Raw genomic sequence first — 25,193 nt, forward strand, 5'->3', positions numbered from 1 at the left:
GGTATGCCCGTCGCCCAGGCCCCCACCGGTCGCCCGCTGGGCACCGCCGGCAGCGTCTCCGCACACAGCGGCACCAACGGCGCGGCCACCACCCGCCCCAGCCCGGTCGCCGTCGACCTCGGCAGCGGCCAGCTGCGGATCCGGCTGGGCGGCCACGAGCCGCTCACCACCCTGGTCACCGACCGGTCGGCCCGGCGGTATCCGCTGGTACGCCGGGGCCGGATCGTCGACGGCTCCGGATGCGCCACGGCGCTGACCCAACTGCTGCGGCACCACCAGGTCAGGGTGCCGTCCCGGCCGCTGGTCGTGGTGTGCCGACCGTTGCTGGCGACGGCCGCCGACCAGGAGGCCACCCGGCGAGTCCTCGACGCGGTCTTCGCGCCCACGCGACTGCTGTTCATCGACACCGTGCGGGCCGCCGCCATCGGCGCCGGAGCCGGTGCCGGCACCCTGCTCGTCGCCGACGTCGGCGCGCAGATCACCGAGGTGGCCGTCCTCCGGGACAGCCAGGTCATCGCCGGCCGGCGGGCGAACCTCGGCACCGGCGACCTCGCCCAGAAAGCCACCGTCGGCATGCTCGCCGACCGGCTCGCCCGCCTGGTGCGGGAGCTGACCCAGGGGGCGGGCGCGGCGCCGGCGGCGGCGACCGCCCTGGCCCGCGGGATCGTCCTGGTCGGGGACGGTGCCACCCGACCCGACCTGCGGGAACGCCTCGCCGCCACGACGGGAGCCCCGGTGCACCGCGCCGCCGGGCCCCGCACGGCCGCGCTGACCGGTGCGAGCCTGGCCGCCGCGGCGGCGGCCCGTCACCCGGCCGGCGACTGAGCCGAGCCCCGACCACCCATTCCCTCCCGCCCGGAAAGGCAGCCACACCATGACCGACACCCTGCGCAGCCGCACCGCGGCCCTGCGCGACATCCTCGAGCGGCAGTTCCAGGCGCACACCGGTCAGCTCATCGAACTCACCGCGCACAGCCGGGAACCGGGGCACGGCGGCCACGACCCCGACACGCTGCGGGCGCTGATGGAGACCGCCCGGCAGGGCATCGCGGACAGCGCGGGGGCGCTGCGCCGCATGTCCGAGGGCACCTACGGCAACTGCGAGGGCTGTGCCGGCCAGATCCCGGTCGCCCGGCTGGAGGTCCGCCCGTCGGCCCGGTACTGCGTACCCTGCCAGGAGCGGCAGCGGTGAGGTCCGACCCCGCCGGTACGGAGGGCGGGGTGGGTCAGCGCGACGAGCCCGGGTGCGGCGTTGACGGACGACGAAGACGGCGTCGCTCCCCGGTCACGGCAGTCGGTCCAGGGCGTCCGGCAACATCGCCAGGGTGGGCGCGACCTGCGAGTGCAGCGGCGTGGGCAGCGCGTCGCGGGTGTACCAGCCGATCCGGTCGAACTTGTGCGGCTCGCCGATGGCGACGGTCCCCGGGTCGACCCGTACCGCGAACACCACCGCCACCCAGTGCGACGGCGGATCGTCGCGCAGCACGTTGCGTACCCCGAGCAGGGTCATCGCCAACGGCGAGCTGTCGTACTCCTCGCGCAGCTCGCGGGTGACCGCGGCCTCGAACGTCTCGCCGAACTCCAGCGCGCCCGCGCCGGTGTCCCAGGTGCCGGGCTCGTCGCGGGCGCCGGCTCCGCGCCGGGCCAGCAGCAGCCGGCCCGCACCGTCGTGGCAGACGAAGACACAGGACACCGAGGGGATACGGGGAGGCACCGGATCATTCTGCCCGATCGATCTCCGTGACCGGCCAAGCACCGGCGATCAACGCCTCGGCGGCGCTGCTCCGGGCGGCCTCCGCCGCTACCCGGTGGTGGTCTCGGGTGTCTCGTAGATCCAGGACTCGGCCGCGCCCTCGGGCGCCCGTTCCACCCGGCGGTACTCGACGTTTTCCGTCACTTCATGGGGCCCGTGCAGTTTCAGCTCGTACGTCATCGGCGGGTCGTCCGCGTCCGGCACGTCCCAGCTCACCGCCACCCCGTCGTACGGCCCGCCCCGCAGCCGCACCCTCACGATCGCCACGCTACTGACGGTAGCGAAGCGACGGGCCGCGCGGGCGCGTTAGCGAACCGCGATCCCGCCGGTGCATCACCGGTCCAAAGGTGGCCGGGGCACCTGAGCGGAGGGACCGGCGCCCACCCCCGTAGGGCGCCGATCGGTTCAGCCCTTCACGCAGACCACCTGCTTGAGGTGTGCCACCACCTCGACCAGGTCCTCCTGCTGCGCCATCACCTGGGTGATGTCCTTGTACGCACCGGGGATCTCGTCGACCACCCCGGCGTCCTTGCGGCACTCCACGCCGGCCGTCTGCGCCACCAGGTCCGCGGTGCTGTACGTCCGCTTCGCCTGCCCGCGCGACATTCGCCGCCCGGCCCCGTGCGATGCCGAGCAGTACGCGTCCGGGTTGCCCTTGCCACGCACGATGTACGAGCCGGTGCCCATCGACCCGGGGATGATGCCAAGATCGCCCTTGCCAGCCCGGATGGCACCCTTGCGGGTCACCAGCACCTCCACCCCGTCGTACGTCTCCTCCGCCACGTAGTTGTGGTGGCAGGAGGTCGGCTCGTCGAAGGTGACGTGCGGGAACCGGTCGCGGAAAACCCCGCAGAGCAGGGCGAGCATGACGGCCCGGTTGCGGCGCGCGTACTCCTGCGCCCACCAGAGGTCCCGGCGGTAGGCGTCCATCTCCGGGGTGCCGGCGAGAAACACGGCGAGGTCCCGGTCGGGCAGGTCGACGTTGTGCGGCAGCCCGCGGGCCACCGCCATGTGCCGCTCGGCCAGTTCCTTGCCGATGTTGCGGGACCCGGAGTGCAGCATCAGCCAGACCTGGCCGTCGTCGGGGCCGCCCTGCTCCAGGCAGACCTCGATGAAGTGGTTGCCGCCGCCGAGGGTGCCCAGCTGGCGCTGGGCCCGGGTCTCCAGTTGCGCGACCTTCCGGTCGAGGGTGGCGAAGCGCCGCCAGAAGTCGGCCCAGCCGCCCTGCTCCAGGCCACGGATCCGGCGCGGGTCGACCGCGTCGTCCCGCATCGCGAAGCCGACCGGGATGGCCGCCTCGATCGCCGTACGCAGCGGGGCGAGGTCGTCGGGCAGGTCGGCCGCGGTGAGCGAGGTGCGTACCGCCGACATGCCGCACCCGATGTCCACGCCGACCGCGGCCGGCGAGACGGCCTGGCGCATCGCGATGACCGAGCCGACGGTGGCGCCCTTGCCGAAGTGCACGTCCGGCATGACGGCGACCCCGTGCACCCACGGCAGCGCACCGATGTTGCGCAGCTGCTTGGCCGCCTGCGCCTCGATGGCGTACGGGTCGGTCCAGACCCGGACCGGCGCCCGGGTGCCGGCCAGCGGGGTGAAACCCATCGTCTTCTCCTTGATCTCGGGTGATGTCCGAGCGGCTGGCCGGATCCGAACCGGCGATCTTCACCACGGCGAGGTGAGGCGCTGCCTGGCTGCGCTACAACCGCGAGGTGGTCCCAGACGCGGGACCGGCGTAGGCCGTACGAACGAAAAAGCCGCCCGATCCCCGGTCGCGGGGCGGGCGGATGCGCGTGTGTGTCGCGCCGGCGCTAGTCGCGCCACCACCCCGGTTGCCACCGCTGCCGTCGGCAGGGGCCCGAGCCGAGTTCGGCCAGCAGGGCACCGCCGCGCGGCGTGGGCCGCTCGGCCTGGGTGCGGTTCTGCTGCGACACGGTGCGCTCCCGGAGTGGTGGAACCGGTTGACGTTGCCCCGCTCACGGTAGGCGGACCGGCGGGCGGACCGCAATGGATATTCGTCCGCCCCGCGTCGGCCGGCACGAGCGCTCAGAGCGGCACCAGCGCTCACGCTTCGCGGGAGAACCGCATGTCCATCCAGTCCACCCAGGTCGCGCCGTCGGGCGAGCGCTCCCACCTCGCGACCATCGTCCTACCGTCCGAGCCGATCGTCAGCGACGCGCGCATCGTCTCCCCGGCGAACGTCCAGACACCGGCCCCGTCGACGCTTGCCCGCATCTCACCGTATCCGCCCTGGTTGTCGAAAGCCCGCATCCGCAGCCGGCCGCCGTCGGTGGGCTCCGGGTCGCCGATCATCTCGATCAACTGCACCCGATCCTCGCCCATCTGCACGTCGACGTGGTGCACCAGGAACCCGCCGCCCGGGAACCACTCGTAGACGTCCGTACCGGCGATCTGCACGCCGTCGACCGTGCGGCCGCTGGACCGCCACCGTCCGACCAGGGGTTCAAGCCGCTCGATCACCAGACTCACTCCCAACACTCGTGTAAGCTCGTAAGCACAAGCTAACACCGGGAGGTGCGGATGGACGAGGTGCTCATTGCCGTGGCCGACCCCACCCGCCGCGGGATCCTCCTTCTCACCCGGGACCGCGAGGTCGCAGCCGGCGAGATCGCCGCGCAGTTCCCGATGATCAGCCGGCCGGCCGTCTCGCAGCACCTGCGCGTCCTGATCCATGCCGGCCTGCTCCACGTGCGACGCGAGGGAAGCCGCCGCCTCTACCGGCTGCGAGCCGAAGGTTTCGCCGAAGCGGCTGGCTTCCTCGACACCATGTGGGCGGCCCGGCTCGACCACCTCAAGCGAGAAGTGGAGAAGGACCAACAGGGATGATCGAGCGCAGCATTCACATCGAAGCCCCGCCCGAGGTGGTCTGGCGCTTCTTCACCGATCCGGCGCGCATGGCCCGCTGGCTCGGCCCGGCCGACCTCGACCCCACGCCGGGCGGCGAGCTGACGTTCCAACTCGCCGCCGGCTCGCGACCTGTCGTGCGCGGCCGCTTCATCGAGCTTCGGCCGTACGAGAGGATCGTCTTCACCTTCGGCTGGGACCGGGCGCCCGGCGTGCCCGACCTGCCGCCTGGCTCCTCCCGAGTCGAGGTGACCCTGTGTGCGCAAGCCGGCGGCACCCTGCTGACCCTGCACCACACCGGCCTGCCGCCCACCCTCGTCACCAACACCCGGACCGGCTGGGCCGGCTTCCTCGACGCGCTCAAAGCTGAGGCCGCGAACGCCTGATCCTGAGACCACCGGCTCACGTCGCGGCCGTACTCGCGCGGACGGTTCGGCGGACACCGAAGAGTGCACCGCCTAGCCTTCCGCCGGTACGGAGGGGAAGGAGCCGGGATGGAGTTGCGGCGCCGGGTGGCGGAGCGGTTCCGCGAGGTCAACGGGGAGCACCCGATGACGGCGGCGGACGACGCGTACGTCAGTGGGCAGTTCGTGGTGCTGGAGGAGTTGTGCGCGGCGACCGGGCGGGACCCGGACGACGTACGCCGGCTGATGCTGGACCGGCGGCTGCCGCTGCCGGGCTATCTGCGCTCGGACGGCGCGGAGATGGTGCCGGCCGACCTGTTCGCGCTGGCGGAGCGGGCGGGCGGCCCGGAACTGCTGGCGGAGTGGTTCGTGGGGCAGTGGGCCGACCCGGCGCAGGGCGCGGCCGAGTGGGACGCCTATCTGAGCGGCCGGTACGTCTGCCTGCACTCGGTGACGCCCGGAAACATCCGGCGCAAGGACGAGCTGACCGCGGCGATCCAGGCGGCACCGGCCGCACCAGACGCGGGGTCGGTGGGCTGGTGGGACCGGCTGCACGCGCTGGTCGACGAGCTGGACGCGCTGGAGCCGGCGTTCACCGGGTACGACCGGCTCCGGTTCGGCGGACCGACCTCGCGGGACACCTGCATCGACGCGGTGCGGGCCCGGTACCCGTGCCGGGTCACCGTCCGGGAGGAGCGGTGACCCGGCGTGCCACGGCGAGCAGGTACTCCTTGCGGTTGAGCGGGTCGTGGTCCCAGCGGGGCCGGCTCGGTTCCGGTCCGCGCACCGGCCGGTAGTGGTCGAACTCGGCCTCCAGGGTTCCCTCGCCCCGGGTCAGCGACGGCAGCCGCTGCTCCAGCGCGTGCACCCGGCCGGCCGGCACCTCCCCCTCGATCAGGTAGGTCGCACCGTGCAGGGTGGACGCCCGGGGCACCGCGTCGAGGCCGGCCAGCACCGGCAGCACGGTGCCGAACAGGTCGGCCGGCACGTCCAGGCGGAACCGGTGCACCGGCTCGTGGACGCGGGTGCCGGCGCGGCTGAGCGCGGCCATCAGCACCAGCGGGGTCAGGTTGCGGAAGTCCCCTGCCGTGCTGGACATGCTCTTGTCGAACACTCCGTGCGAGTGGCTCTGCCGGGCCCAGTAGCCGCCGTGGGTGAGGGTCACCACGCAGTCGATCACCTCCCAGCCGCGCAGTCCCTGCCGCAAGGTCTCCCGGACGGTTTCCTCGATGGCCTTGAGGAAGGCCAGGGGCATCGAGCCGAGTTCGATGCCGAGCCGGAACTCGACGCCGCTGCCGAGCGGCCCGGGTTCGACGCGCAGCCCGACGGTGCCGAGGAACGGGTTGGGTTCCCGGCCGATCCACTCGACGGCGGCGCCGACGCCGACCGGCCGTTCCACGCAGACGGTGGTGGTCTCGCGGAAGCTGACCGGGAGGCCGTGGTCGTCGACGAGGGTGGCCTGGATGACCTCCTTCTGCACCTCGCCATAGAGGGACACCGTGATCTCCTGGCGCAGGTCGTCCTGGCGCAGGTTGATCAGGGGGTCCTGCTCGGCGAGCTGGGCGAGGGCGGCGTGCAGGGCCGGCCGGTCGGCCGCCCGCACCGGCACGACCACGGTCTCCAGGGTCGGCGGGGAGAAGTGGTGCCGGCCGGCGGGCCGATCCGGCGGAACGCCGAGCTGGTCGCCGACCCGGACGTCGGTCAGGCCGCGCAGCCGGGCGATCCGGCCCGCGCCGGCCGAGTCGCGCGGCACCGGGTCGCCGCCGTCGTAGACGTCGATGCCGGTGACCCTCGCCCCGTGGTCGCCTCGGTAGCGGATCCGGTCGCGGACCCGCACGGTGCCGGCGAAGATCCGGGCGTACGCGATCTTCTCGCCGGCCGGGCCGCGCTCGACCTTGAAGACGGTGCCGGAGAGCGGAGCGTGGTCGTCGCCGTCGGCAGCGGGGAGCAGTCCGGCGATGGCGGTGATCAGGTCGTCCACCCCGGCGCCGGTGATGGCCGAGCCGGCCTGGACCGGGTGCACGCGGGCCCGCGCGGTCCAGGTGGCGAGCGCCGCGCGCAGGCGGCTCGGCGTCACCGCCCGCTCGTCCGCGACGTACGCGGCGAGCAGCGCGTCGTCGTGCGTGGTGAGCAGGTCGACCAGCCGTACGCGGTGGTCGGGATCGTCGGGCGCGAACGGCGCCCAGCGGGCGGCCCGGGTGCCGGCGGCCTGGACCCGGCCGAGGGCGACGGCGGCGGGGGTGAGCCGGTCCACGATCTGGCCCAGCACCCGGTCCAGATCGGCCCCGGCCCGGTCCACCTTGTTGACGAAGATGAGGGTGGGGATGCCGAGGCGGTGCAGGGTGCGGGCCAGCACCCGGGTCTGGGCCTGGACCCCCTCGACGGCCGAGACCACGAGCACCGCGCCGTCGAGCACGCCGAGGGCGCGTTCCACCTCGGCGATGAAGTCGGGGTGGCCGGGGGTGTCGATCAGGTTGACGTTGACCCCGGCGACCACGAAGGAGACGACGGCGGAGCGGATGGTGATGCCACGCTGCCGCTCCAGCGCCATGGTGTCGGTGCGGGTGCTGCCCGCGTCGACGCTGCCGAGCTCGTCGATGACCCCGGCGCTGAGCAGCAGCCGTTCGGTCAGGCTCGTCTTACCGGCGTCGACATGGGCGAGGATTCCGAGATTGAGAGTCTTCACGCAGCGTCATGTCCTCTGGGTAGGCGATCGTTCCCTTCTGGTCGGACATCGACGCGGCTCGCATTCTCGGGCTCCTTCTCGGTTGGCGGTCGTCATCGGATTGCAGCAAGGGACCCCGAGGGCCGGCAACCGGTTAACTCGGACGGGTGACGGTCCGGAGCGCCCGTCGGCGGCTCCCGGGGCGCGCACGCCGCCTGCACCTGCTGCTGGCGGAGGTCGAGCAGGACGGCGCCAGAAACGGCACAGCCTGGGCGTCCTCCTCGGTGAGAGAGACGCCCAGGCTGGCGCGATGCGCACGCCGCAGGGTGGCGGTCTGCGGGATCGAGAATCTTCCGGTGGGTGCTCGCTCTAGCCGGCCTGTGCGACCGGGTGGCGCTTCACCGCCTCCATGAACACGAACCGCTCGGTGAGTTCGGCGAGGGTGGCGCCGCCCCGCCAGGCGTCAGCCACCTGTGCCACCTGGACCAGGTCGGTGGCGTCCCCCCGGGCCTGGACCTGCCCGGACACCCGCACATCGATCATGAAGTAGCGGGCCTGGGAGCCGAGCCCCACGCACACGACGCCCTGCTCGGAGCTCAGCTCGGCGCAGGTGAACCGGGCGCGCCCCTGCTGCGGGGCGGTCACCTGGCCGATGTCGAGCTGGTGTCGGGCGGCCGTCTCGGCGAGCGCGGGGGCGAGACCGCCCCGCTCGACCAGGTCCGGGTAGAGGCGCACACCCAGCGCGCTCGACACGTCGCTCATGACTGACTCCCACTTCCTCGTGACAGAGAGCAGCAGCACGCGGGTTACGGGGAGGTTTCCAGCGCGCCTCGCCATCCTGTCCCTCGCGGACCACCCACGGCAATAGGAAGGGTCGATTCGACCGCTATCGGGGGGCGGCGCGTACGATCCGGCCCCATGGCGCGGATCCGGTGTGACTTCTTCTCCGAGGCCCTCGGCATGGGCACGTCGATGACCGTGCTGCTACCCGAGCGGGCTTCGGCCGGGATCGGCATGGCGGGCAGCGCCAGCGCCGGCGACCCGCCGGTGCTCTACCTGCTGCACGGTCTGAGCGACGACGACACCATCTGGACCCGGCGCACCTCCATCGAGCGGTACGCGGCCCCGCTCGGGCTGGCGGTGGTGATGCCGCAGGCCGGGCGCAGCTTCTACACCGACGAGGCGCACGGCAACCGCTACTGGACCTTCCTCAGCGAGGAACTGCCCGAGGTCTGCCGGTCGTACTTCCGGCTCTCGCCGCACCGGGAGGACACCTTTGTGGCCGGTCTGTCGATGGGCGGCTACGGGGCGGTGAAGTGGGCGCTGCGCCACCCGGACCGGTTCGCGGCGGCGGCCAGCCTCTCCGGCGCGCTGGACGTGGCACGACGGCGGGACCACCCGACCAACCCCATAAACCCGGCGGTGTGGCACACCGCCTGGGGCGGCCGGGAGGTGCCGGGCACCGACGACGACACGGTGGCGTTGCTGGAACGGGCCGGCGACGACCTGCCCGCGCTCTACGTCGCCTGCGGCACCGAGGACTTCCTGTACGAGGACAACGTCCGCTTCGTCGACACCGCCCGCCGCCACGGGGTGCCGGTCACCGTGGACTTCTCCCCCGGCGACCACGACTGGGCGTACTGGGACGCGAAGATCCAGGACGTGCTGGCCTGGCTGCCGCTGCGCCCCGACAGCACCGGCTGAGCGCAGGAACGGCACCAGACTTGTCAGCCTCGAACGGCGCTCAGCGCAGCGAGGACCGGGCCACCGGGAAGTCGAAGTAGGTGTCCGGATACGGCTCGGCGGTGTAACGGTAGTGCCACCACTCCCGGGGGTAGTTCTCGAAGCCCTGCGCGGTCATCAGCCGTTTGAGCAGCTCGCGGTTGTCCCGCGCGGCGCCGGTGATCCGACTGTCTGCGGTGTGGGCGCGCGGGTCGAAGCAGTCGAACCCGGTGCCCATGTCGACCGAGTTGTCCGGGAAGCGACGCCCGGCGGGCGCGGTGCAGGGGACCAGCCGCTGCCCGGGGGCGTACGCGGGTTGGTCGGGGGTGGGTACCGGGACCAGGGTGAGGTCGAGGGTACTGCCCCGGCTGTGCGCGGTCGGCGCCCCGATGTAGCCGTCGGTGAAGAGGCGATCCTTGGGCTCGTCGGGGTAGAACTCCCCCTTCATCTGCTGCTCCCCCGGCAGTTTGGCCCAGGCGACGAAGTCGTCGACCGCCCGTTGCGGGCGGTAGCAGTCGTACACCTTGAGGCTGCGCCCCTGGGCGAGCGCCGCGGTCTGCACCCGGTGCAGCGCCTCGGCGGCCTGCCGGGTCAGCAGGCAGAGCGGTTCGGGGTATCCGGTGATCGGCCGGCCGACGAAGTTGTGCGCGGTGGCGTACCGGATGTCGGTGCGGATGCTCGGGTCGACGACGGCGAGATCGACGAAGCCGGCGGGGGCGCGGGGCCCGGACGGCGTGACCGACGGCGACCGGGGCGACGGCGGTGCCGACGTCGGCCGCGGGGGTGACGGCGACGCCGACGGCGGGGGTGACGGGGCGGGGCTCGGTGCGGGCCGCTGGCACGCGGCGGTGAGCAGCACCGCCGCGACGGCCAGCGCCGCCGTCGCGCGGTCCACCGCTCGCCTGCCGGTCTCCACCCTGCCGTGTCTACCAGCACCGGCGGGCCGTCGGGTCGGCAACCCGGTGACGGGCGGGCCACCGCCGCCACGGCCCGGTCGGCGGCGGCAGCGTGGCGGGATCAGCGATGAACGCGCCCGGGCAGACTCCCGGTACGTTTCCGGAACTCGGGGGAACGCCAGAACGGGCCCGATCTGTCGTCAACCCCAGGGGTACGGCAAAATGAGCCGCGGAACGGGCAGGCGCTTCCGGGGCTTCGGCGACAAGGTTTCGGTCGATCTTCCGGCCGATGGAGGAGGCACGGGTGAAGGCGGACATCGGGGGCAGGGTGACGATCACCGCGATCGCGCGGGAGGCCGGTGTCTCGGTGCCCACCGTATCCCGGGTGCTCAACGGCCGCTCGGACGTGGCTCCCGGCACCCGCGAACGGGTCGAGGAGCTGCTGCACCACCACGGTTACCGGCGCCGGGGCAGCCGTACCGTCCGCCGGGCCAACCTGGTGGACCTGGTCTTCAACGACCTGGACAGCCCGTGGGCCGTGGAGATCATCCGGGGCGTGGAGGACGTCGGCCACGCCGCCGGAGTCGGCACGGTCGTCTCGGCGATCCACAGCGAATCCACCTCCACCTCGCAGTGGCTGCAGAACCTGCGAGCCCGCGCCTCCGACGGGGTCATCGTGGTGACCTCGCACCTGAGCTCGCCGGTGCAGGCGCAGCTGCGCCGGCTCAACGTGCCCGTCGTGGTGGTCGACCCGGCCGGCGTGCCGGCGACGGACGTACCCACCATCGGCGCGACCAACTGGGCCGGTGGGCTGTCCGCCACCGAGCACCTGCTGGCGCTCGGGCACCGCCGGATCGGCTTCGTGGCCGGCCCGGCGCACCTGCTGTGCAGCCGGGCCCGGCTGGACGGCTACCGGGCCGCGTTGGAGGCGGCCGGCATACCCGTCGACGACCGGCTCGTGCAGTCCGGCGACTTCTACCACGCCTCCGGTTTCGCCGCGGGATCGACCCTGCTCGACCTCGACGACCCGCCCACCGCGATCTTCGCCGCCAGCGACCAGATGGCCTTCGGCGTGTACGAGGCCGTGCGCCGGCGGGGGCTGCGCGTCGCCGACGATGTCAGCGTGGTCGGCTTCGACGACCTGCCGGAGGCGCGATGGGCATCCCCGCCGCTGACCACGGTGCGGCAGCCGCTCGTCGAGATGGGGCGGCTGGCCGCCCGGACGGTGCTGCGCCTGGGGCAGGGCGAGAAGATCGAGTCGCCCCGCTTCGAACTGGCCACGGAGCTCATGGTGCGGGACAGTTCCGCGGGCCGCTAGCCGCCCGCCCCGCGGACTGGTTCTGCGGCGGGGAATGCGTACCGCATGACGTGCTGCACGGTCGATGGAGGACCGCCGTCAACGATGGTGTGGGTGCCCACCATCGCTGACGACCGTCACCGCTGGCTGCGCCGCTACCTTCGGGCTGGCGTGCGGCGGCGCGGGCCCACCCCGGCGGACGGCCGGCCCACGGCGGCTCCGGCGTCGCGCGCTCGGCGCGCCCGCCGGGCCCGCACCGTCACCAGCGCGGCGACGAGCACCGCGAGCAGCGCGAGGACAGCGGCCGTGCGGTCGAGCGCCGGCCGGAGCGGGGCCGCCGAGACGCGTACCGGCGCGGCGGGGCCGGCGGGCACCAGCCAGGGATGGGTGTCGCTGACCGGCGGCAGGCCGTCCCGGAGCACGGTCACCCCGATCCGCCACTGCCCCGCGGAACGGATGTCGTCGACCGCCACCACCCAGCCGTCGGCGGTCCGGGTGACCGGGCGGACGACCCGTTCCCCGTTCGGCCCGGTGAGCAGCAGCGACACCCCGGTCACCGGGCCGGGGGCGGGCCGGCGGGTGTCCCCGATGCTGATGCTGACGACGTTGCGTCCCGGCCGGTTGGGGCGTACGGCCACCGTGTCGACGAGGTCCGCCACCTGGCCGCTGACCTGCGGCACGGACCGCCCGGCGGCGGCCACCGGGAAGGCGGGGCCCCGGGCCGGGCCGGCGGCGGCCAGCGCCCCGGCCAGGCCGAGTACGCCGGCGAGGAGGCCCGCCTCGGCGAGCAGGCCCCGCCGGGGCAGCTCGGCCCGCCGCAGCCGCCGGGCGGTCCTGGCGCCCAGCAGCCCCGCCCCGCCGACCGCCGCGACCTTGGCGAGCAGCAGCAGCCCGTACGGGGAGCCGAGCAGCGCGTCCACGGTGGCCACCTGGGGGCCGGTGAGCAGCAGCCCGGTGAGCAGGAGCAGGGTGAGGCAGCCGACCGCGAGCGGGGCGAAGGCGCGCAGCAGGGCGCGTGCCTCGGCGCCCCGGTCGGCGGCCCGGCGGACCACCGGCAGCAGGGCGAGGGCACCGGCCAGCAGCGCGCCGGCCCAGCCGCCGGCAGCGAGCACGTGAGCCCCGCCGACCAGCGCGGTGCGCGGCGGGCCACCCATCGGGTGGCCGAGCAGCGCGGTGCCGGCCGCGGCGGCCAGCGCCCCGAGCAGCCCGACGACGAGCGTGCCCCGCGCGCCGCGTACCGCCTCGTCGCGGGCGGCGGCCGGCGTGCCCGGCCCGAGGTCACGGACGGCAGCCGGCGTGCCCGGCTCGAGCGGGCGGGCGGCTGGCCTGACCGGCCCGAGGTCGCGGGCCACCGCCGGCCGGCCCGGCCCGAGCCGGCGGGCGGCGGCCAGCACGGCCGCGAGCAGCAGCGCGGTGCCGGCCTCGCGGAGCAGCCAGCGCCCACTGGTGAGCTGGTCGGCCAGGAGCCACCACCGCCGGCCACCCGCGGCGGAGAGCTGAATGGCCAGTTGCAGCGGCGCGGCGAGCAACGCCACCACCCCCGCGTACCCGGCGACCAGGAGCAACCGACGACGCAGCGCGAGATCCGCGCTGGATCTTGACGAGTTCCCGTTCGTGGCGGACGGCGACTCGCCAAGATCTCCTCCAGCCCGCCTCGGGCGACGGGCGCCGGCCGCGTGCAGCAGGGCAAGGGCGGCACCGCCGATGAGGACGGCGAGGCCGAGCAGCCCGATGGCCCGGGCGGTGGTCTCCCGGGGGCCGGGGCCGACCGGTCGGGCAGCGCCCTCGGCGGTGACCTGCCGGCCCACGCCGAAGACCAGGGTGCCACTGGTGGTGTGCAGGTCGTCGGAGGAGAGGGTCCGCCAGGCGACGTGGTAGGTGTTCGGTGGCAGGGCCGGCAGACCGGCGACCAGCGTGACCGGCTCCTCGGCGCCGGCGTCCGCGCCGGGTACGCCGTCCGCGCCGCGCAGCGCCAGCCCGGTCACGGCCCACGGCCGGCCGTCGCCGTCGACCAGGCTGATCCGGGCGGCGGAGAGCTCCACGTGCTCGGTGAAGGCCAGCGTGAGCGTCTCGGGGGCCCGGTCCAGCACCGCGCCGTCGGCGGGCGCGCTGCGCAGCAGGTACGCGTGGGCCTGCGCCGGCGCGGGCCCGACCAGCACGGTCAGGCCCACCACGGCGAGGGCGGCGAGCAGGCGGCCCAGCCGGCGCACGCCGCTCACCGCACCGGGACGTGGGCCAGGCGGCGCTGGCCGGAGGTGATCTCGATCTTGTCGCCACGCTTGATGGCGTTGTCGTTGTTCAGGTAGAGCAGGTAGTAGCTCTGGCCGGGGCGCAGCTCGTGGCCCTGCTTCATCAGGGTCGCCCGCCAGGCCAGCTTGCCGGAACGCTCGTTGCGCAGCCGGGGTGGGTGTTTGGTGTCGTTCTGGAAGGCCGACGCCTTCTGGGTGTCCAGTACCACGTAGCGCAGCTCCACCAGGCCACCGTCGCCGACCACGGCGGCCTGGGTGAAGCGGATGCCGAGGGCGCTCTCCAACTGCCCGTCCTGCGGGACGGCGTAGCCCTGCCGGGCGTCGGCGTACCCGCCGAAGCGGACGAACGACACCGCGACCAGCGCCAGGACGAGCAGCGGGAGCAGCACCCGGCCAAGGCGGGGACGCGGGAGACGGAACGGGATCGCGACCACAGTCAGGACTCCTCGGGGAGGGTGGGGGCCGGGCGCGTACCCGGCCCCCACGAGGCGGCTCAGGGTGCGGTGTAGCGGGTGGCGGCGTAGTTGTCGAAGCTCAGCGAGCCGGTGGTGGTGGCGGTACGGGCGACCAGGCCCAGTGCCGCCGACTCCACCGAGTAGCCGCTGGTGTCGCCGGTCAGCGTGCCGACCGTGACCGTGCCGACCTTGAGGGTGGCCGAGCCCGTGCTGGCCGACGTCCAGTCCAGCCGGATCGTGCCACCGCCCGCGTTCACCCACGAGGTGTACGCCCAGCCCGCCGGCCGCAGCAGCCCCAGCCGGAACTGGTTGACCCCGTTGCTGCGCCGGTACTGCACCACGGCCACGGCGCCGCCGGAGGCGTTCCGGAGTTCGTGGACGGTGACCACGGCGGTCTGCGGGTTGAACGTGCCGAGGGTGACGTCGGCCCGGGTGTGGATGGTGCGCTCGGCGGCCGGGGTGTCGTCCACGACGTAGCCGACCGTGCCGGCGACCAGCTGACCCGAGCTGACCGACACCGTGCTGGACACCCGCGACCAGGCGCTCGTGCCGCCGCTGAAGGCGTCGGAGAAGATCGCGTTCGGCGGGTCCACGTTGACCGTCACGGTGCCGGCCGGGCCCCAGTTGCCCAGCGCGTCCCGGGCCCGGACGCGCAGGGTGTGGTTGCCCTTGCTGAACCCGTTGAGCGCGACCGTGGTGGTCACGGCGGTGCCGGTGACCGTCATCGGCCGGCCGTGCCCGACGCCCGGGTCGGTGCCCTCGTACCACTCGGCGGCGGTGACCGCGGAGATGTCGGTGGCGGTGGCGGTCAGGGTGAGCGTCGCCGCCCGGGCGGTCGGGTTCGGGGTCGCGCTGACCGCGGTGACCGCCGGCCCGGTCCGGTCGAGCACGAAGGTGAGCGCGGCGAGCGGCCCCCAGTTCCCGGCCGAGTCGCGGGCGTGCACCAGCACCCGGTGGGTGCCGTCGGCGACCCCGGTCAGCTCGCTCAGCGGCAGCAGCCCGTAGGTGTTCTCGGTGCCGCTGTTGAACGACCCGTCCAGGGCGAGGAAGGTGAACCCGGTGCCGTCCGCCCCGCCGACGTCGAGGAAGCCCTCCGCGTCGGCGATCGTCGAGTGCACCCCGCCCCCGACGGGGTCGGTGAACGCCGCGGTGATCCGCAGGTCGTTCGGGTCGGACGCGGAGCCGGTACGACCGTTGGTGACGGCCGGTTCCACCGTCCCGGAGAGCAGGGCCGGCACCGTCCGGTCCACCACCAGGTCGGCGGCGGCGTACGGGCCCCAGAAGCCGAACGAGTCCCGGGTGTGGACCAGTACGGAGTGCCGGCCCTCGGCCAGGGCGGCGGCGACCACCGCGGGGATGCTGCCGGACTCGGCGCTGATCGCCGCGCCCGGGCTGCCCAGGCCGAGCGGGGTGCCGGTGCCGTTGGGCCCGCTGGTGTCCACGAAGTACTCGGCGTCGGTGACCGTGCCGCCGAGGCCGCGGTCGTCGCCGGTGGCGGAGATCGCGATCTCGCCGGTGCCTCCGGTCGGGTTCGGGCTGAGGGTCACTCCGGTGGTGACCGCGCCGGTGACCGCGAGGTTCAAGGTGGCGCTGCCGACCACACCCCAGTTGCCGGCCACGTCGTGGCCGCGTACCCAGATGGTGTGCTTTCCCTGGGCCAGCGTGAGGAGCAGGTCGGCGGGGAGAGTGGCGGTGGCGCCGGTGACGGTCGGGCCGGCGCCGAAGCCGGCGGCGGTGAACGGGATGCCGGTGCCCTCGGCGACCCGCAGGTCGTCGACGACCGCCTCGGCCCGGTCCACCACCGAGTTGCCGTTGCGCTCGTCGGTGAAGTCGGCGGTGATGGTGATCGTGTTCCGTACGCTGGCCGGGTTCGGTGCGACCCGCACGTTCGCCGAGGTCGGGCCGACGTGGTCGCCGCTGACCGGCGGCGGGTTGGTGTCCAGGAAGGTCAGCATGCCGCCGAAGGCCTGCTGCGGGCTGACCCCGGTGACCGTGCTGCCGTAACGCTGGCCGTCGTTGTTGAGCTGCCCGCCCGATTCGAACAGCGGGAAGCGCCGGCCGTCCGGCACGGCCGGCACGCCGACCACGGCGTCGACCGCCTGCCCTGGTTGCAGCGGCACGGTCACCGCCGCCTCCGGGTACGCGGCCGGCCGGGCGTCCTGGCCGACGACCGCCTGGTCCAGCCCGAGCAGGGTCATCGGGTGTGGCTGCAGCCCGGCGGCGACGTAGCGCAGCAGCACCGTACGGCCGGCGTCGGTGGCGACCACGTCGGTCTCCGGGAACGCCTTGCCGTTGACCAGGCGGTAACGCGGGGCGTACGCGCGCAGGTCGTAGGTGCGCGGGGCGGCGTTGAAGGCCGGGTCGACCTCGGTGAGCACCAGCACCGCCTCGTCGTCGTAGGTCGAGGCGGCGTCCCCGTACGCGCTGGGCCGCCCACCGACGGCGGGGGCGCGGACGACCAGCGCGCCGACCAGGCCCATGGCCACCTGGCGGGCTCCGAACGTGGTGTGGCCGGCCTCGTAGAGGTAGGTGCCCGGCCGGACGGCGGTGAAGGTGTAGCTGCGGGTGCCGCCGGGGGCGGCGCCGGTGCGGTCGGGGGCGAGCCCGGTGACGGCCGGGAACGCCAGCGACAGGTTGTCGGTGAGCCCGTTGTGCACGGTGATGGTGACCCGGTCGCCCTGGTCGACCACGAGCACCGGGCCGGGCAGCGTGGCGGGGGCGGAGTCGGCCGAGGCGAAGCCCCAGATCGGCACCGGCGCCGCGGCGCCCGGCAGCACCACCGAGCCGGGCTTGGCCCACAGGTCGCAGGTCGCCGTGCCACCGGCGAGCTGGCAGCCGGTCTGCGGCAGGACGCCCTGCGGCGGGCCGGGCGGTCCGGCGACGGTGGCCGGCGCCCGGTCGGTGGGGGCCGCCGTCTGCGGGGCCGCGGCGTGAGCCGGGGCCGGGCCGAGCGCCAGCAGCGCCGCCGCGATCCCGGCGACCAGCCGAGGCGTACGGATCGGAGTCATCGTCGCCCTCCCCTGCCGTGTCATGCCGGACACCCGGCGGGCGGGTCGATGCGGATCAGCGTCATCATTCCGCCGAAGCTCGCCCCGTAGTTGGTGGCCTGTTCCAGCGCGTGGCTGTGCGCCACGTGGTAGTACTCGCCGCACTGGTTGTTCTGCACCACGCCGGGCGGCAGCTCGCCCAGCTCGCCGCCGAGGTACGGGTTCTCCGCGAACCAGGTCTCCGGCCCGGGTCCGACGATCTGGTCCTGCAACGACGGCAGCGGCACCGGGATCGGGTTGGTGCTCGGGTTCCAGTGCTCGGCGTCCTTCCAGACCATCAGGGTGTCCACGGTCTGGCCGGGCGCCACGTCGATGAGGAAGTTGGAGAACGAGAGGTCCTGTCCGCCGGGGCCCTGTGCGGGCCGGCCGTCCCGGGCGATCAGCTGCTCGTCGCTGCCGTGCGGGTGGAACGGGTAGCTGACCGTGCCGGCGTTCAGGTAGCGGATCAGCGCCGGCTTGGGGTTGAGCACCGGGTCGTACGGCAGGATGTGGATCAATGCCCCGTACGGCTGGTCGGGCAGCCAGTCGGCGTGGTTGGGCGCGATGGTGTCCGGCATGCTGCGCCCGTTGATGGTGAAGTAGCGGGCCTTGTACTTCGTGAAGTCGTACGCCCGCCTGCGCTCGACGGCCAGGTGCAGGTCCGGGTCGATCTCGCCGAGCAGGTAGAGGTACTCGTGGTCGGTGTCGAAGGTCGAGTCGGCCCGGTCGTTCTCCCGGTCGGGGTGGCCGGCCGGGCGGACCACCAGGGCACCGTAAAGCCCCATCTGCACCTGCTTCTGCACGTCGGTGCCGGACTGGTAGAGGTAGGTGCCGGGCGGGCCGGCGGTGAAGGTGTAGGTGACCGAGCCGTTGCCGGCCGCGGCGGTGGTGGTGAGCGAGGTGAGGGTGCCGGCGGCGTCGGTCTCCGGCTGGGCCGGCCGCCCTTCCGCGAGCACCTGGACCTGCCCGGGGAAGGTGATCGAGGTGGGCTCCGGCAGGCTGTTGTGCAGCACGACGGTGACCCTCGCCCCGGAGGTGACGCAGAGCGTCGGGCCGGGCAGCTGGAAGTCGCCGCCGCTGGCGGCGTAGCTCCACATGTAGATGGTGTTGCCGTCCGGCATGGCCGCGTACCCGCCGGTGGCGGTGAGGTCGAAGCCGTTGTCGCCGGACGTGCGGCACTCCAGGCCGGCCGGCGGACTGGCGGCCACCTCGTGCGGCCCGGGAACGAGGAGCACGGCGACGATGGCCGCGACGAGCGGCAGCGCGCTCAGCCGCTTCCACCGGCCGCGGTCGAGACGAAGCATCGGTACCCCCATCTCAGGCGTTCGCCCGGGTCTGCGCCGCGAGCGTGCCGGGCCGCGAGATCCGGATCTCGGTCAACTGCCCGCCCCGTCCGCCACCGGCGTTGGCCAGGGACATCAGGTCGCGGTCGTAGAGCAGGTACGTGCCCGCGTCGGGCGCGGTGAAGATGACGTCGCGGCTCTCCCCCGGTCCGATCTCGACGGTGCTGGTCACCTGGTACTCGGCGCTGCCGTCCCGGCCGCGCAGCAGCGCGGCGTCCTTGCCGACCACCAGCAGGTCGATGCCGTCCACGGTCAGGGTGTGGTTCCAGTAGCCGAGGTTGGCCAGCCGCAGCAGCACCCGCTCCCCCGCGTTCGCGGTGATGAGCGAGGAGATCGGCTGGTAGCGCAGTCGCCCGGCGGCGGGGCTGAGCGGGTCGCCGTTGGGGGCGAGGGTGTCCGGGTAGCAGCGACCGTTGAAGGCGAAGAAGGACGGCTTGTAGTCGGTCCAGTCGGTGGTCTGGATGTGCGCATCGCGGTAGTGCGCCTCGGCCCACACCTCGGTCAGCATCAGTGCGAACTCCCGGTCGTACCCGGTGCTGCCGTCGCCGTCGTTGTAGACGTACTTCCCGGGCGGGACGGCGGAGGTGCCGGCGTTCTGGGTCGGGCGTACGTAGACGATGCCGGTCATGCCCATCTGCACGTGCTCGACGTCCTCGAAGTGGCAGTGGTACATGTAGGTGCCGGCGTCGTGCGGCCGGAAGAAGTAGGTGAACTCGCGGCCGATCGGCACCGAGATGGACAGCTCCGGCACCCCGTCGAAGAGCGGGATGGCGTTGCGGAAGCCGTGCCAGTGCACAGTGTGCCCGTCGACCAGGTCGGGCCGCTGGGCCAGGCCGAGGTTGGTCAGCTTGAGCTTGATGTCGGTCTCCTGGTCGAAGCCGAGCAGCGGGGCGGTCATCTGCGCCTTGCCGCGCTGGGCGGTGACCTCGGTGGCGGACAGGCCGGTGACGTCGCGGAAGCCGAAGACGTACAGGTCGGTGTCGGGCGGTGCGAGCGGGTCGGGCCAGAACGGGCTGATCGCCGGGGAGCCCTGCGGCATGGAGACCCAGCCGTCGGTGGCCGCCAGGTGCAGGGACACCGTCGGATTGGGCACCGCGCGGGGCAGCACCGCCGCCGGGCGGCGCGGCTGGGCGTCGGAGCCGCTCTCCGGCAGGACCGCCCAGGTGCCCAGACCGGTGAGGCCGGCCAGCAGGGCACGCCGGCTGATGCTCGGCTGCCGTACGGGATCGGTCACGATCTCCTCCTCGATGGGTGGGACGGGCGGGGCCCGCGGGCGGCCGGTGTGGGCCGGCCGCCCGCGGACGTTCAGGACAGTTCGTCGGCCCCGGCGTCCGGACGCGTGGCGCTGCGCGCCTGGCCGTCGATGTCGACTGTCGGGGCGGTGACGGTAAACGTGCCGTAGGTGCGGGAGAGCACCCCCAGGTCGCTCGCCGACGAGGTGGCGCCGGCCAGGTGCCAGTCGCCCATCGCGGCCAGCGGGACCTCTTGGAGCACGATCACCGCCTGCCGGAACGACGGGAAGGTGCGCGAGGTGAGGACCTGCACCGACACCGGGAACGGGCTGCGGAACCTCGGGTCGAGGCCGACCCGGTTGGTGATGTTCGGCGCGGTGCCGGTGGTGTCCTGGAGCACCGAGTTGGTCGGGGTCAGCGGGCCCACCCCGTCGACGGAGCCCATGTCCCAGTGCCGGACGGCGTCGCCGGCCGGGGCGTCGGCGGCCCCGATGCCCTTGACGTACTCGCCGGTCCACTTACCGGCCCGGTTGTCCCAGAACACGTTGTTGAACAGCTTCGGCTTGCTGAACGAGGGCGCGTCCGACCGCAGGGTGGCCTGCAGCTGGGCGCTGTTGGCGGTGGTGGACAGGCCGGCCGGGGCGGCGCGCCCGTCGCTGGTGGCGGCGGTCGCGGTGGTGATGTTGCCGGCGACGGTGTTGTTGACGAACCGCACGTCCGGCGCGTCGTCGAGCGCGATCCCACCGCCCTCGTGGGTGGAGATGTTGTCGACCAGCATGTTGTTGGTCACGTCGATCGGCGCGTTGCCGGCCTGGAGCAGCCGGATGCCGCCGCCGTCGTCGTTGGCCAGGTTCGCCTCCACCACGTTGGCGTCGATCTTGACCGCGCCCGAGCCGGGCGACAGCTTCGTCGGATCCGACGGCAGCTCGCCGGCGATCATGACGCCGCCGCCCTCGTCGTACGACTGGTTGAGCCAGATCCGGTTGTTCGCGATCCGGCCGCTGTAGGACTGGCCGTAGTGGCTGACGCCGCCGCCGTACTCGGCCGAGAAGTTGCCGCAGATGGCGTTGTGGTCCACCGAGTACGCGTTGCTGCCGGCGAAGATGCCGATGCCGCCGGCCAGGTTGGTCCCGCCGTTGTCCCGGATCTGGTTGCGGGCGATGGTGACGTGGTCGTTGCCGGTGTTCAGGTAGGGGGTGCCGACCCGGATCCCGCCGCCGTAGGAGCCGCTGTTGGCGACGATGACGTTGTCGGTGATCCGGGTGTAGCGGGCCGCGGCGTGCAGGTAGATGCCGCCGCCCTGGGTGACCACCGCGCCCGGCGCGCCGTACGGAGTGCTCACCCCGCCGGTCCACTGGTTGATGTTGCCCGGGAAGTCGGACTGGTTGCCGCCGGTGATCCGGAACCCGTCGATGGTGATGGCGTTGCTCGAACTGAGCTGACCCGGACGGGGCAGGACGGTCACCACCGCCCCGTCCGGCACCGCCGCCGGCGCCGCGTGCGGAAGGGACCCGATCAGGTTCAGCCACGCCGTGCCGCTCGGGTTGTCGATGCCGAACGCCCGGCCGTCGAGGATGGACCCGGCGACCACGCTGCCGTCGGCGTACCGGCCGCCGGGGCCGACGCCCTGCAGCCGCACCGCGGAGTGCACGACCACGTTCTCCAGGTAGGCGCCGGCCGGATTGTCCGGGCCGGGGGTGTTCGGCCAGACCGCGACGGCCACCGTGTCGCTGAAGCGGGCCGCCGCCTCCAGCGCCGCCTGCACGCTGGAGTAGGTGGTCTCCCCGGTGCGTACCGCCCAGGCGGGCGGTTTGACCTGGAACAGCCGGGGGTTGCCCGCGCTGCCGAGGCCGCTGCCGGTGGTGAGGCCGAGGTTCTGGAAGGTGAGGCCGTTGACCGTGTGCCGGCCGTTGGCGGCGGTGACGCTCACGTCCATCGGGCCGACCGAGCCACCGCTGACGGTGACCTCGATCCGGCGGTCGGACCAGGAGTTGACGGTCACCCTCGGGTCGGTGCCTGCCGAGTCGAAGACGACGGCGCTGCCCGTACCGCGAGCGCCGAACCCGGTGCCGGTGATGGTGACCCGGCGGTCGGTGTCGTTGCTGCGCAGGAAGGGCCGGGAGATCGCGAACAGCTGCGGGTCGTCCCCGGCCGGATCGCAGACCACCGCGCCGAGCTGCCCGGAGCCGGGCGAGATGCCCACCGCCGCGACCGCGGTGGGCGCGGTGTCGGTCACCGTGTAGAGGCCGGGCCAGGCCTGGAAGTTGGTGCCGATGGTGCGGTAGCGGGGGTTGTAGTTGGCGTTCAGGTGCCCGGGCTGGCCGGGGTCGTTGCCGACGAAGCGGTACATGTTCGGGCACGGCCCGGCCGGCAGCGGGCAGTTGTACGTGCTGGTCGACGGCTCGATCGCCTCGTACATGCCGTTGAAGTCCGTGTCGACGGTGTCCACCAGGCGGCCGGCCCAGTCGTACAGGCCGACCGGGATGTTCGGGATGCCCTCGGCCTCGCCGTAGTTGACGCTGCGCTTGTCGCGGCTCAGGCCGAGGTCGTTGATGACCAGGCCCCAGAAGTGGGTGGGCAGTGGCACCGGGGTGAACAGGTTGAAGTTGGGCGCGCTGGCCTGCCCGGCCCGGACCTCGACCAGCTTGGTGTCGCAGAGCGGACGCCGCTGGCCCTCGAACGGGCTGCCGCCGCCGTCGAGGAAAGCCGGGTTGGTGACGTGCACGGTGTGCAGCGCGCCGGCGCACGACGAGTTGATGCCGTTGCCCTGCGACGGCGGCTCACCCGGGTCGGGCTGCGGGTCGGGCGGCGCCGGCTGCTCGGTCGCCTGGTCGGGCGCGGGCGGAAAGTTCTCCTGGGGCAGGAAGCCGTCGCCGTCGAAGACGTTGACGTCCTCCTCCCGGGTGGGCAGGTACATCGACCCGCCGCCGACCGGGTTCTCGTCCAGTTCCACCGACACCAGGTAGTCGTCCGGCACCAGCGGCTGGGTCTGGCCGTCGGGCAGCGGCGCGTACAGCGGCAGGTCGTGATCGGGGCCGGGGTTCGCCGGGTGGCCTGGCGGGATCAGGTTGAGCTTCGAGTCGGCGAACGCGTAGTTGCCGTTGACGGTCTGCCCGAAGTTCGTCGGGTCGTTGTCGGTCGGTGCGGTCTGGAAGCCCATCATCGGCGCCTCGACGCACATCTGGTCCGCCTCGGTGCCGAAGTCCGGCAGGGCGAGCTGGTCGGTCAGCGGGCGCCCGTCGAACATCCGCGCCGTGCAGCCGCGCCCGGGCTCCCAGGTCTCCGAGGTGTACGCGTCGTTGAGCTCCGGGCCCTTCTTCAGCGAGCCGTCCTCCTCGCGGACCGGGTCGCCGTTCGCGTCGCGGACCACCGCGTACAGGTGCAGCTTGAGGCCGGGGATGCCCGGCTGGTACGGCTCGGTCACCGCGTACGCCGGGTCGAGCTCGTTGCGGGTGGTGTCGTAGGTGACGGTGCCGGCGATGCCGCCGTTCTCGGTGCCCCGGTACGGCTGCACGCCCCAGTCCACCCGGCCGGCGAGCCCGATGATCGGCAGCACGTCGACGTCGACGGCGGCGCCGAGCAGGGTGGTCGGTGCGGGGTCGTTGGGCGCCTGGTAGGTGATGCCGGTGGTCCGGTAGCGGGTGTGGAACGCCTCCAGCACCAGCCACTTGCTCAGTGGGTACACCTCTTTGATCGAGTAGTGGCCGTTGCTGTCGGTGACCACGCTGTTGGTGGCCTGGTCCATCAGGGAGTTGTCGCGTTCCTTGACCACCAGCGGGAAACGGGGCACGCCCTTCTCGCCGGGGTCCTGCCGGCCGTTGCCGTTGGTGTCCACGAAGACGGTGCCGGTGATCTCGGTGAACCAGCCCGCGAGCGGCTTGGTGCCGACGTGGACGGTCTTCCCTCCGCTGACCGTGACGTTGAACGAGTCGAGCAGCATCTCCTGGGGGCCGTCCCAGAGGGTCAGCTGGTAGGTGCCGTCGGGCACGTTCGGGATGCGGAAGGAGCCGTCGGCGCCGCCCCGGTCCAGGTAGATCATCTGGTCGCCGTCGCCGAGGTCGGACAGGGCCACCCAGGGCCGGCTCACCGGGCCGGCGATCTTCCCGCCGGCAACCCCGGTCTCCGGCACCGTCACGCCGCCCTGCCCGCCGATGTAGGTGTAGATCTGCACCACCGTGCCGGTGATCGCGCCCTTGGCGGAGCCGGTGAGCGCCTTCGGGGCGACGAAGCCGAAGTCGACGTACGGCACCGTCTCGCCGCCGAGGCTCTGCTCGGTGTCGTAGCCGGTGTCGTTCTCCTGCACCCAGACGTCCCAGTCGTGGCCGCCCTCCAGGGTGGTGGTCTGCACCCAGGTCTGCCCGCTCGGGGCGACGACCGAGGCGGCGTACCGGTTCGGGCCGAGGTTGGGGATGACGATGTCACCGTTCGCGTCGCTGCGGCAGCCGGTGGACTCGCTGGCGATCACCGGCCGGCCGTCGTCGTCGAAGATCACCTGCCCGGCGGGGTGGTTGGCGTCCGGGGCGCTGTGCTTGTACTCCGTGCAGAGCGGGTTGCCGTAGTAGTCGACGGTCACCTCGCCCATCACGTCGGCGAGGTGGGCGGTGAAGCCGGCCAGGCCGCGCTCGGCGCCGACCTCGTACGTGCCGTCGACCGGGACGCTGTCCTCGAAGATCCGGAGCCGGACCGTGCCCAGCGGCAGCGGGTACGGCTGCATGCCGACGGTCACCGGGGTGGTCCGACCCGGCGTGACCGTGAAGTGCTCACCGTCGATCTTGTAGCCGTCGGCGGTGACCGAGATCAGGTAGCGGCCGTCCGGCAGGCCGGCCAGCCCCGTGCCGGCGGCGAGCGTCTCCTGGTCGCCCTGGGCGACCACCGGCACCGCGCCGGGGGTGTTGCGGATGGACGGCCAGCGGCAGTGGTCGGCGAAGTCGGGCGGGCTGGCCACCCTGGCCCGGGCCGGCAGGCAGTGCTCCGGCGCGTCGTGCGGGTCGCCGGCGTCGTCCGCCGTGATCATCCAGCGGTAGTCGGTCACCGGATCACCCTGCTGGATCTGCGGGGCCGCCCCGACGGTCCGGGCGCTGACCACCTTGAGGGTGATTCCGCCCGTGGTGGGCTCGGCGGCGGCCGGACCCGGCGGTACGACGAACCCGACGAGCAGTAGGCAACTGGCGGACACGAACCAGCGTGGCCAGACGGAACGGCGCGGCATGCCCTCACCCCCTCGGTCAGCGGAGAACGGCCGCGGCGGTACGCGGCCGGGCTGGTGTGAGGAGCATCGGCGGTGGC

General features: G+C 73.3%; 21 protein-coding genes and 1 tRNA gene. 7 read left to right on the top strand and 15 right to left on the bottom strand.

From position 1 onward, the window contains the following. Positions 1 to 3 precede the first annotated feature (3 nt). Positions 4 to 825 carry a rod shape-determining protein gene (locus ABZ570_RS00045; protein WP_358054966.1) on the top strand — a complete coding sequence of 274 codons (822 nt, stop codon included), beginning with the start codon at positions 4 to 6 and terminating at the stop codon, positions 823 to 825. Between the two features lie 49 nt (positions 826 to 874). Beyond that, entirely contained in the window at positions 875 to 1,192 is a 318-nt protein-coding gene (locus ABZ570_RS00050) for a TraR/DksA C4-type zinc finger protein (RefSeq protein ID WP_358054968.1), read from the top strand. Positions 1,193 to 1,285: 93 nt separating this feature from the next. Here the strand turns inward: ABZ570_RS00050 and ABZ570_RS00055 are convergent, their stop codons facing one another. From ABZ570_RS00055 to ABZ570_RS00080, 6 genes are all read right to left on the bottom strand, one after another. Next, positions 1,286 to 1,714: an NUDIX domain-containing protein gene (locus ABZ570_RS00055; protein WP_358054970.1), complete on the bottom strand. Its 429-nt coding sequence runs from the start codon at positions 1,712 to 1,714 to the stop codon at positions 1,286 to 1,288. A gap of 87 nt (positions 1,715 to 1,801) precedes the next feature. Continuing rightward, on the bottom strand, positions 1,802 to 2,020 hold the full coding sequence (locus tag ABZ570_RS00060; protein ID WP_358054972.1) for a hypothetical protein: 219 nt from the start codon (positions 2,018 to 2,020) through the stop codon (positions 1,802 to 1,804). A 138-nt stretch (positions 2,021 to 2,158) separates the two neighbouring features. After that, positions 2,159 to 3,358, bottom strand: coding sequence for an RtcB family protein (locus ABZ570_RS00065; RefSeq protein ID WP_358054974.1), 1,200 nt, complete (start codon positions 3,356 to 3,358; stop codon positions 2,159 to 2,161). 30 nt (positions 3,359 to 3,388) lie between these two features. After that, a tRNA-Gly gene (locus tag ABZ570_RS00070) sits at positions 3,389 to 3,462 on the bottom strand. 102 nt (positions 3,463 to 3,564) lie between these two features. Beyond that, the gene (locus tag ABZ570_RS00075) at positions 3,565 to 3,687 is read right to left on the bottom strand and encodes a hypothetical protein (RefSeq protein ID WP_358054976.1); all 123 of its coding nucleotides are present in this window, start codon (positions 3,685 to 3,687) and stop codon (positions 3,565 to 3,567) included. Positions 3,688 to 3,817: 130 nt separating this feature from the next. After that, the gene (locus ABZ570_RS00080; protein ID WP_358054978.1) at positions 3,818 to 4,234 is read right to left on the bottom strand and encodes a hypothetical protein; all 417 of its coding nucleotides are present in this window, start codon (positions 4,232 to 4,234) and stop codon (positions 3,818 to 3,820) included. A 60-nt stretch (positions 4,235 to 4,294) separates the two neighbouring features. Here ABZ570_RS00080 and ABZ570_RS00085 point away from each other — a divergent pair, with 60 nt between their 5' ends. The 3 genes from ABZ570_RS00085 to ABZ570_RS00095 all read left to right on the top strand — a co-directional run bounded on the left by ABZ570_RS00085 (position 4,295) and on the right by ABZ570_RS00095 (position 5,724). Continuing rightward, on the top strand, positions 4,295 to 4,600 hold the full coding sequence (locus ABZ570_RS00085; protein WP_358054980.1) for a metalloregulator ArsR/SmtB family transcription factor: 306 nt from the start codon (positions 4,295 to 4,297) through the stop codon (positions 4,598 to 4,600). Beyond that, on the top strand, positions 4,597 to 5,004 hold the full coding sequence (locus tag ABZ570_RS00090) for an SRPBCC domain-containing protein (protein WP_358054982.1): 408 nt from the start codon (positions 4,597 to 4,599) through the stop codon (positions 5,002 to 5,004). Before ABZ570_RS00085 ends, ABZ570_RS00090 begins: the two co-directional genes overlap by 4 nt. 108 nt (positions 5,005 to 5,112) lie before the next feature. Continuing rightward, positions 5,113 to 5,724: a DUF6058 family natural product biosynthesis protein gene (locus ABZ570_RS00095; RefSeq protein WP_358054984.1), complete on the top strand. Its 612-nt coding sequence runs from the start codon at positions 5,113 to 5,115 to the stop codon at positions 5,722 to 5,724. Here the strand turns inward: ABZ570_RS00095 and ABZ570_RS00100 are convergent. Beyond that, positions 5,702 to 7,708 carry a translation factor GTPase family protein gene (locus tag ABZ570_RS00100; RefSeq protein ID WP_358054986.1) on the bottom strand — a complete coding sequence of 669 codons (2,007 nt, stop codon included), beginning with the start codon at positions 7,706 to 7,708 and terminating at the stop codon, positions 5,702 to 5,704. The two genes, ABZ570_RS00095 and ABZ570_RS00100, sit on opposite strands and share 23 nt — an antisense overlap. A 348-nt stretch (positions 7,709 to 8,056) precedes the next feature. After that, a complete protein-coding gene (locus ABZ570_RS00105; RefSeq protein ID WP_358054988.1) occupies positions 8,057 to 8,449 on the bottom strand; it encodes a hypothetical protein in 393 nt (130 codons plus the stop codon). Between the two features lie 156 nt (positions 8,450 to 8,605). Between ABZ570_RS00105 and ABZ570_RS00110 the strand changes: the two genes are divergently transcribed. Then, positions 8,606 to 9,391, top strand: a complete 786-nt coding sequence (locus tag ABZ570_RS00110; RefSeq protein WP_358054990.1) for an alpha/beta hydrolase family protein — start codon at positions 8,606 to 8,608, stop codon at positions 9,389 to 9,391. A 40-nt stretch (positions 9,392 to 9,431) separates the two neighbouring features. Here ABZ570_RS00110 and ABZ570_RS00115 read toward each other — a convergent pair whose 3' ends face one another. Continuing rightward, a complete protein-coding gene (locus ABZ570_RS00115; protein WP_358054992.1) occupies positions 9,432 to 10,325 on the bottom strand; it encodes a M15 family metallopeptidase in 894 nt (297 codons plus the stop codon). Between the two features lie 284 nt (positions 10,326 to 10,609). Between ABZ570_RS00115 and ABZ570_RS00120 the strand changes: the two genes are divergently transcribed. Next, the gene (locus tag ABZ570_RS00120; RefSeq protein WP_358054994.1) at positions 10,610 to 11,623 is read left to right on the top strand and encodes a LacI family DNA-binding transcriptional regulator; all 1,014 of its coding nucleotides are present in this window, start codon (positions 10,610 to 10,612) and stop codon (positions 11,621 to 11,623) included. Between the two features lie 134 nt (positions 11,624 to 11,757). Here the strand turns inward: ABZ570_RS00120 and ABZ570_RS00125 are convergent, their stop codons facing one another. The 6 genes from ABZ570_RS00125 to ABZ570_RS00150 all read right to left on the bottom strand — a co-directional run bounded on the left by ABZ570_RS00125 (position 11,758) and on the right by ABZ570_RS00150 (position 25,116). Then, complete coding sequence (locus tag ABZ570_RS00125; protein ID WP_358054996.1) at positions 11,758 to 13,812, bottom strand: copper resistance CopC family protein; 2,055 nt, start codon at positions 13,810 to 13,812, stop codon at positions 11,758 to 11,760. Between the two features lie 5 nt (positions 13,813 to 13,817). Next, positions 13,818 to 14,285 carry a hypothetical protein gene (locus tag ABZ570_RS00130; protein ID WP_358054998.1) on the bottom strand — a complete coding sequence of 156 codons (468 nt, stop codon included), beginning with the start codon at positions 14,283 to 14,285 and terminating at the stop codon, positions 13,818 to 13,820. A 59-nt stretch (positions 14,286 to 14,344) separates the two neighbouring features. Further along, positions 14,345 to 17,314 carry a multicopper oxidase domain-containing protein gene (locus ABZ570_RS00135; protein WP_358055000.1) on the bottom strand — a complete coding sequence of 990 codons (2,970 nt, stop codon included), beginning with the start codon at positions 17,312 to 17,314 and terminating at the stop codon, positions 14,345 to 14,347. A 20-nt stretch (positions 17,315 to 17,334) separates the two neighbouring features. Further along, positions 17,335 to 18,636, bottom strand: coding sequence for a multicopper oxidase domain-containing protein (locus tag ABZ570_RS00140; protein ID WP_358055002.1), 1,302 nt, complete (start codon positions 18,634 to 18,636; stop codon positions 17,335 to 17,337). Positions 18,637 to 18,649: 13 nt separating this feature from the next. Next, positions 18,650 to 19,909 carry a multicopper oxidase domain-containing protein gene (locus ABZ570_RS00145; protein WP_358055004.1) on the bottom strand — a complete coding sequence of 420 codons (1,260 nt, stop codon included), beginning with the start codon at positions 19,907 to 19,909 and terminating at the stop codon, positions 18,650 to 18,652. 71 nt (positions 19,910 to 19,980) lie between these two features. Beyond that, a complete protein-coding gene (locus ABZ570_RS00150) occupies positions 19,981 to 25,116 on the bottom strand; it encodes an IPT/TIG domain-containing protein (protein ID WP_358055006.1) in 5,136 nt (1,711 codons plus the stop codon). Positions 25,117 to 25,193: the final 77 nt, after the last annotated feature.

It is taken from the genome of Micromonospora sp. NPDC007271 (assembly GCF_040634005.1).
GTDB lineage: Bacteria > Actinomycetota > Actinomycetes > Mycobacteriales > Micromonosporaceae > Micromonospora.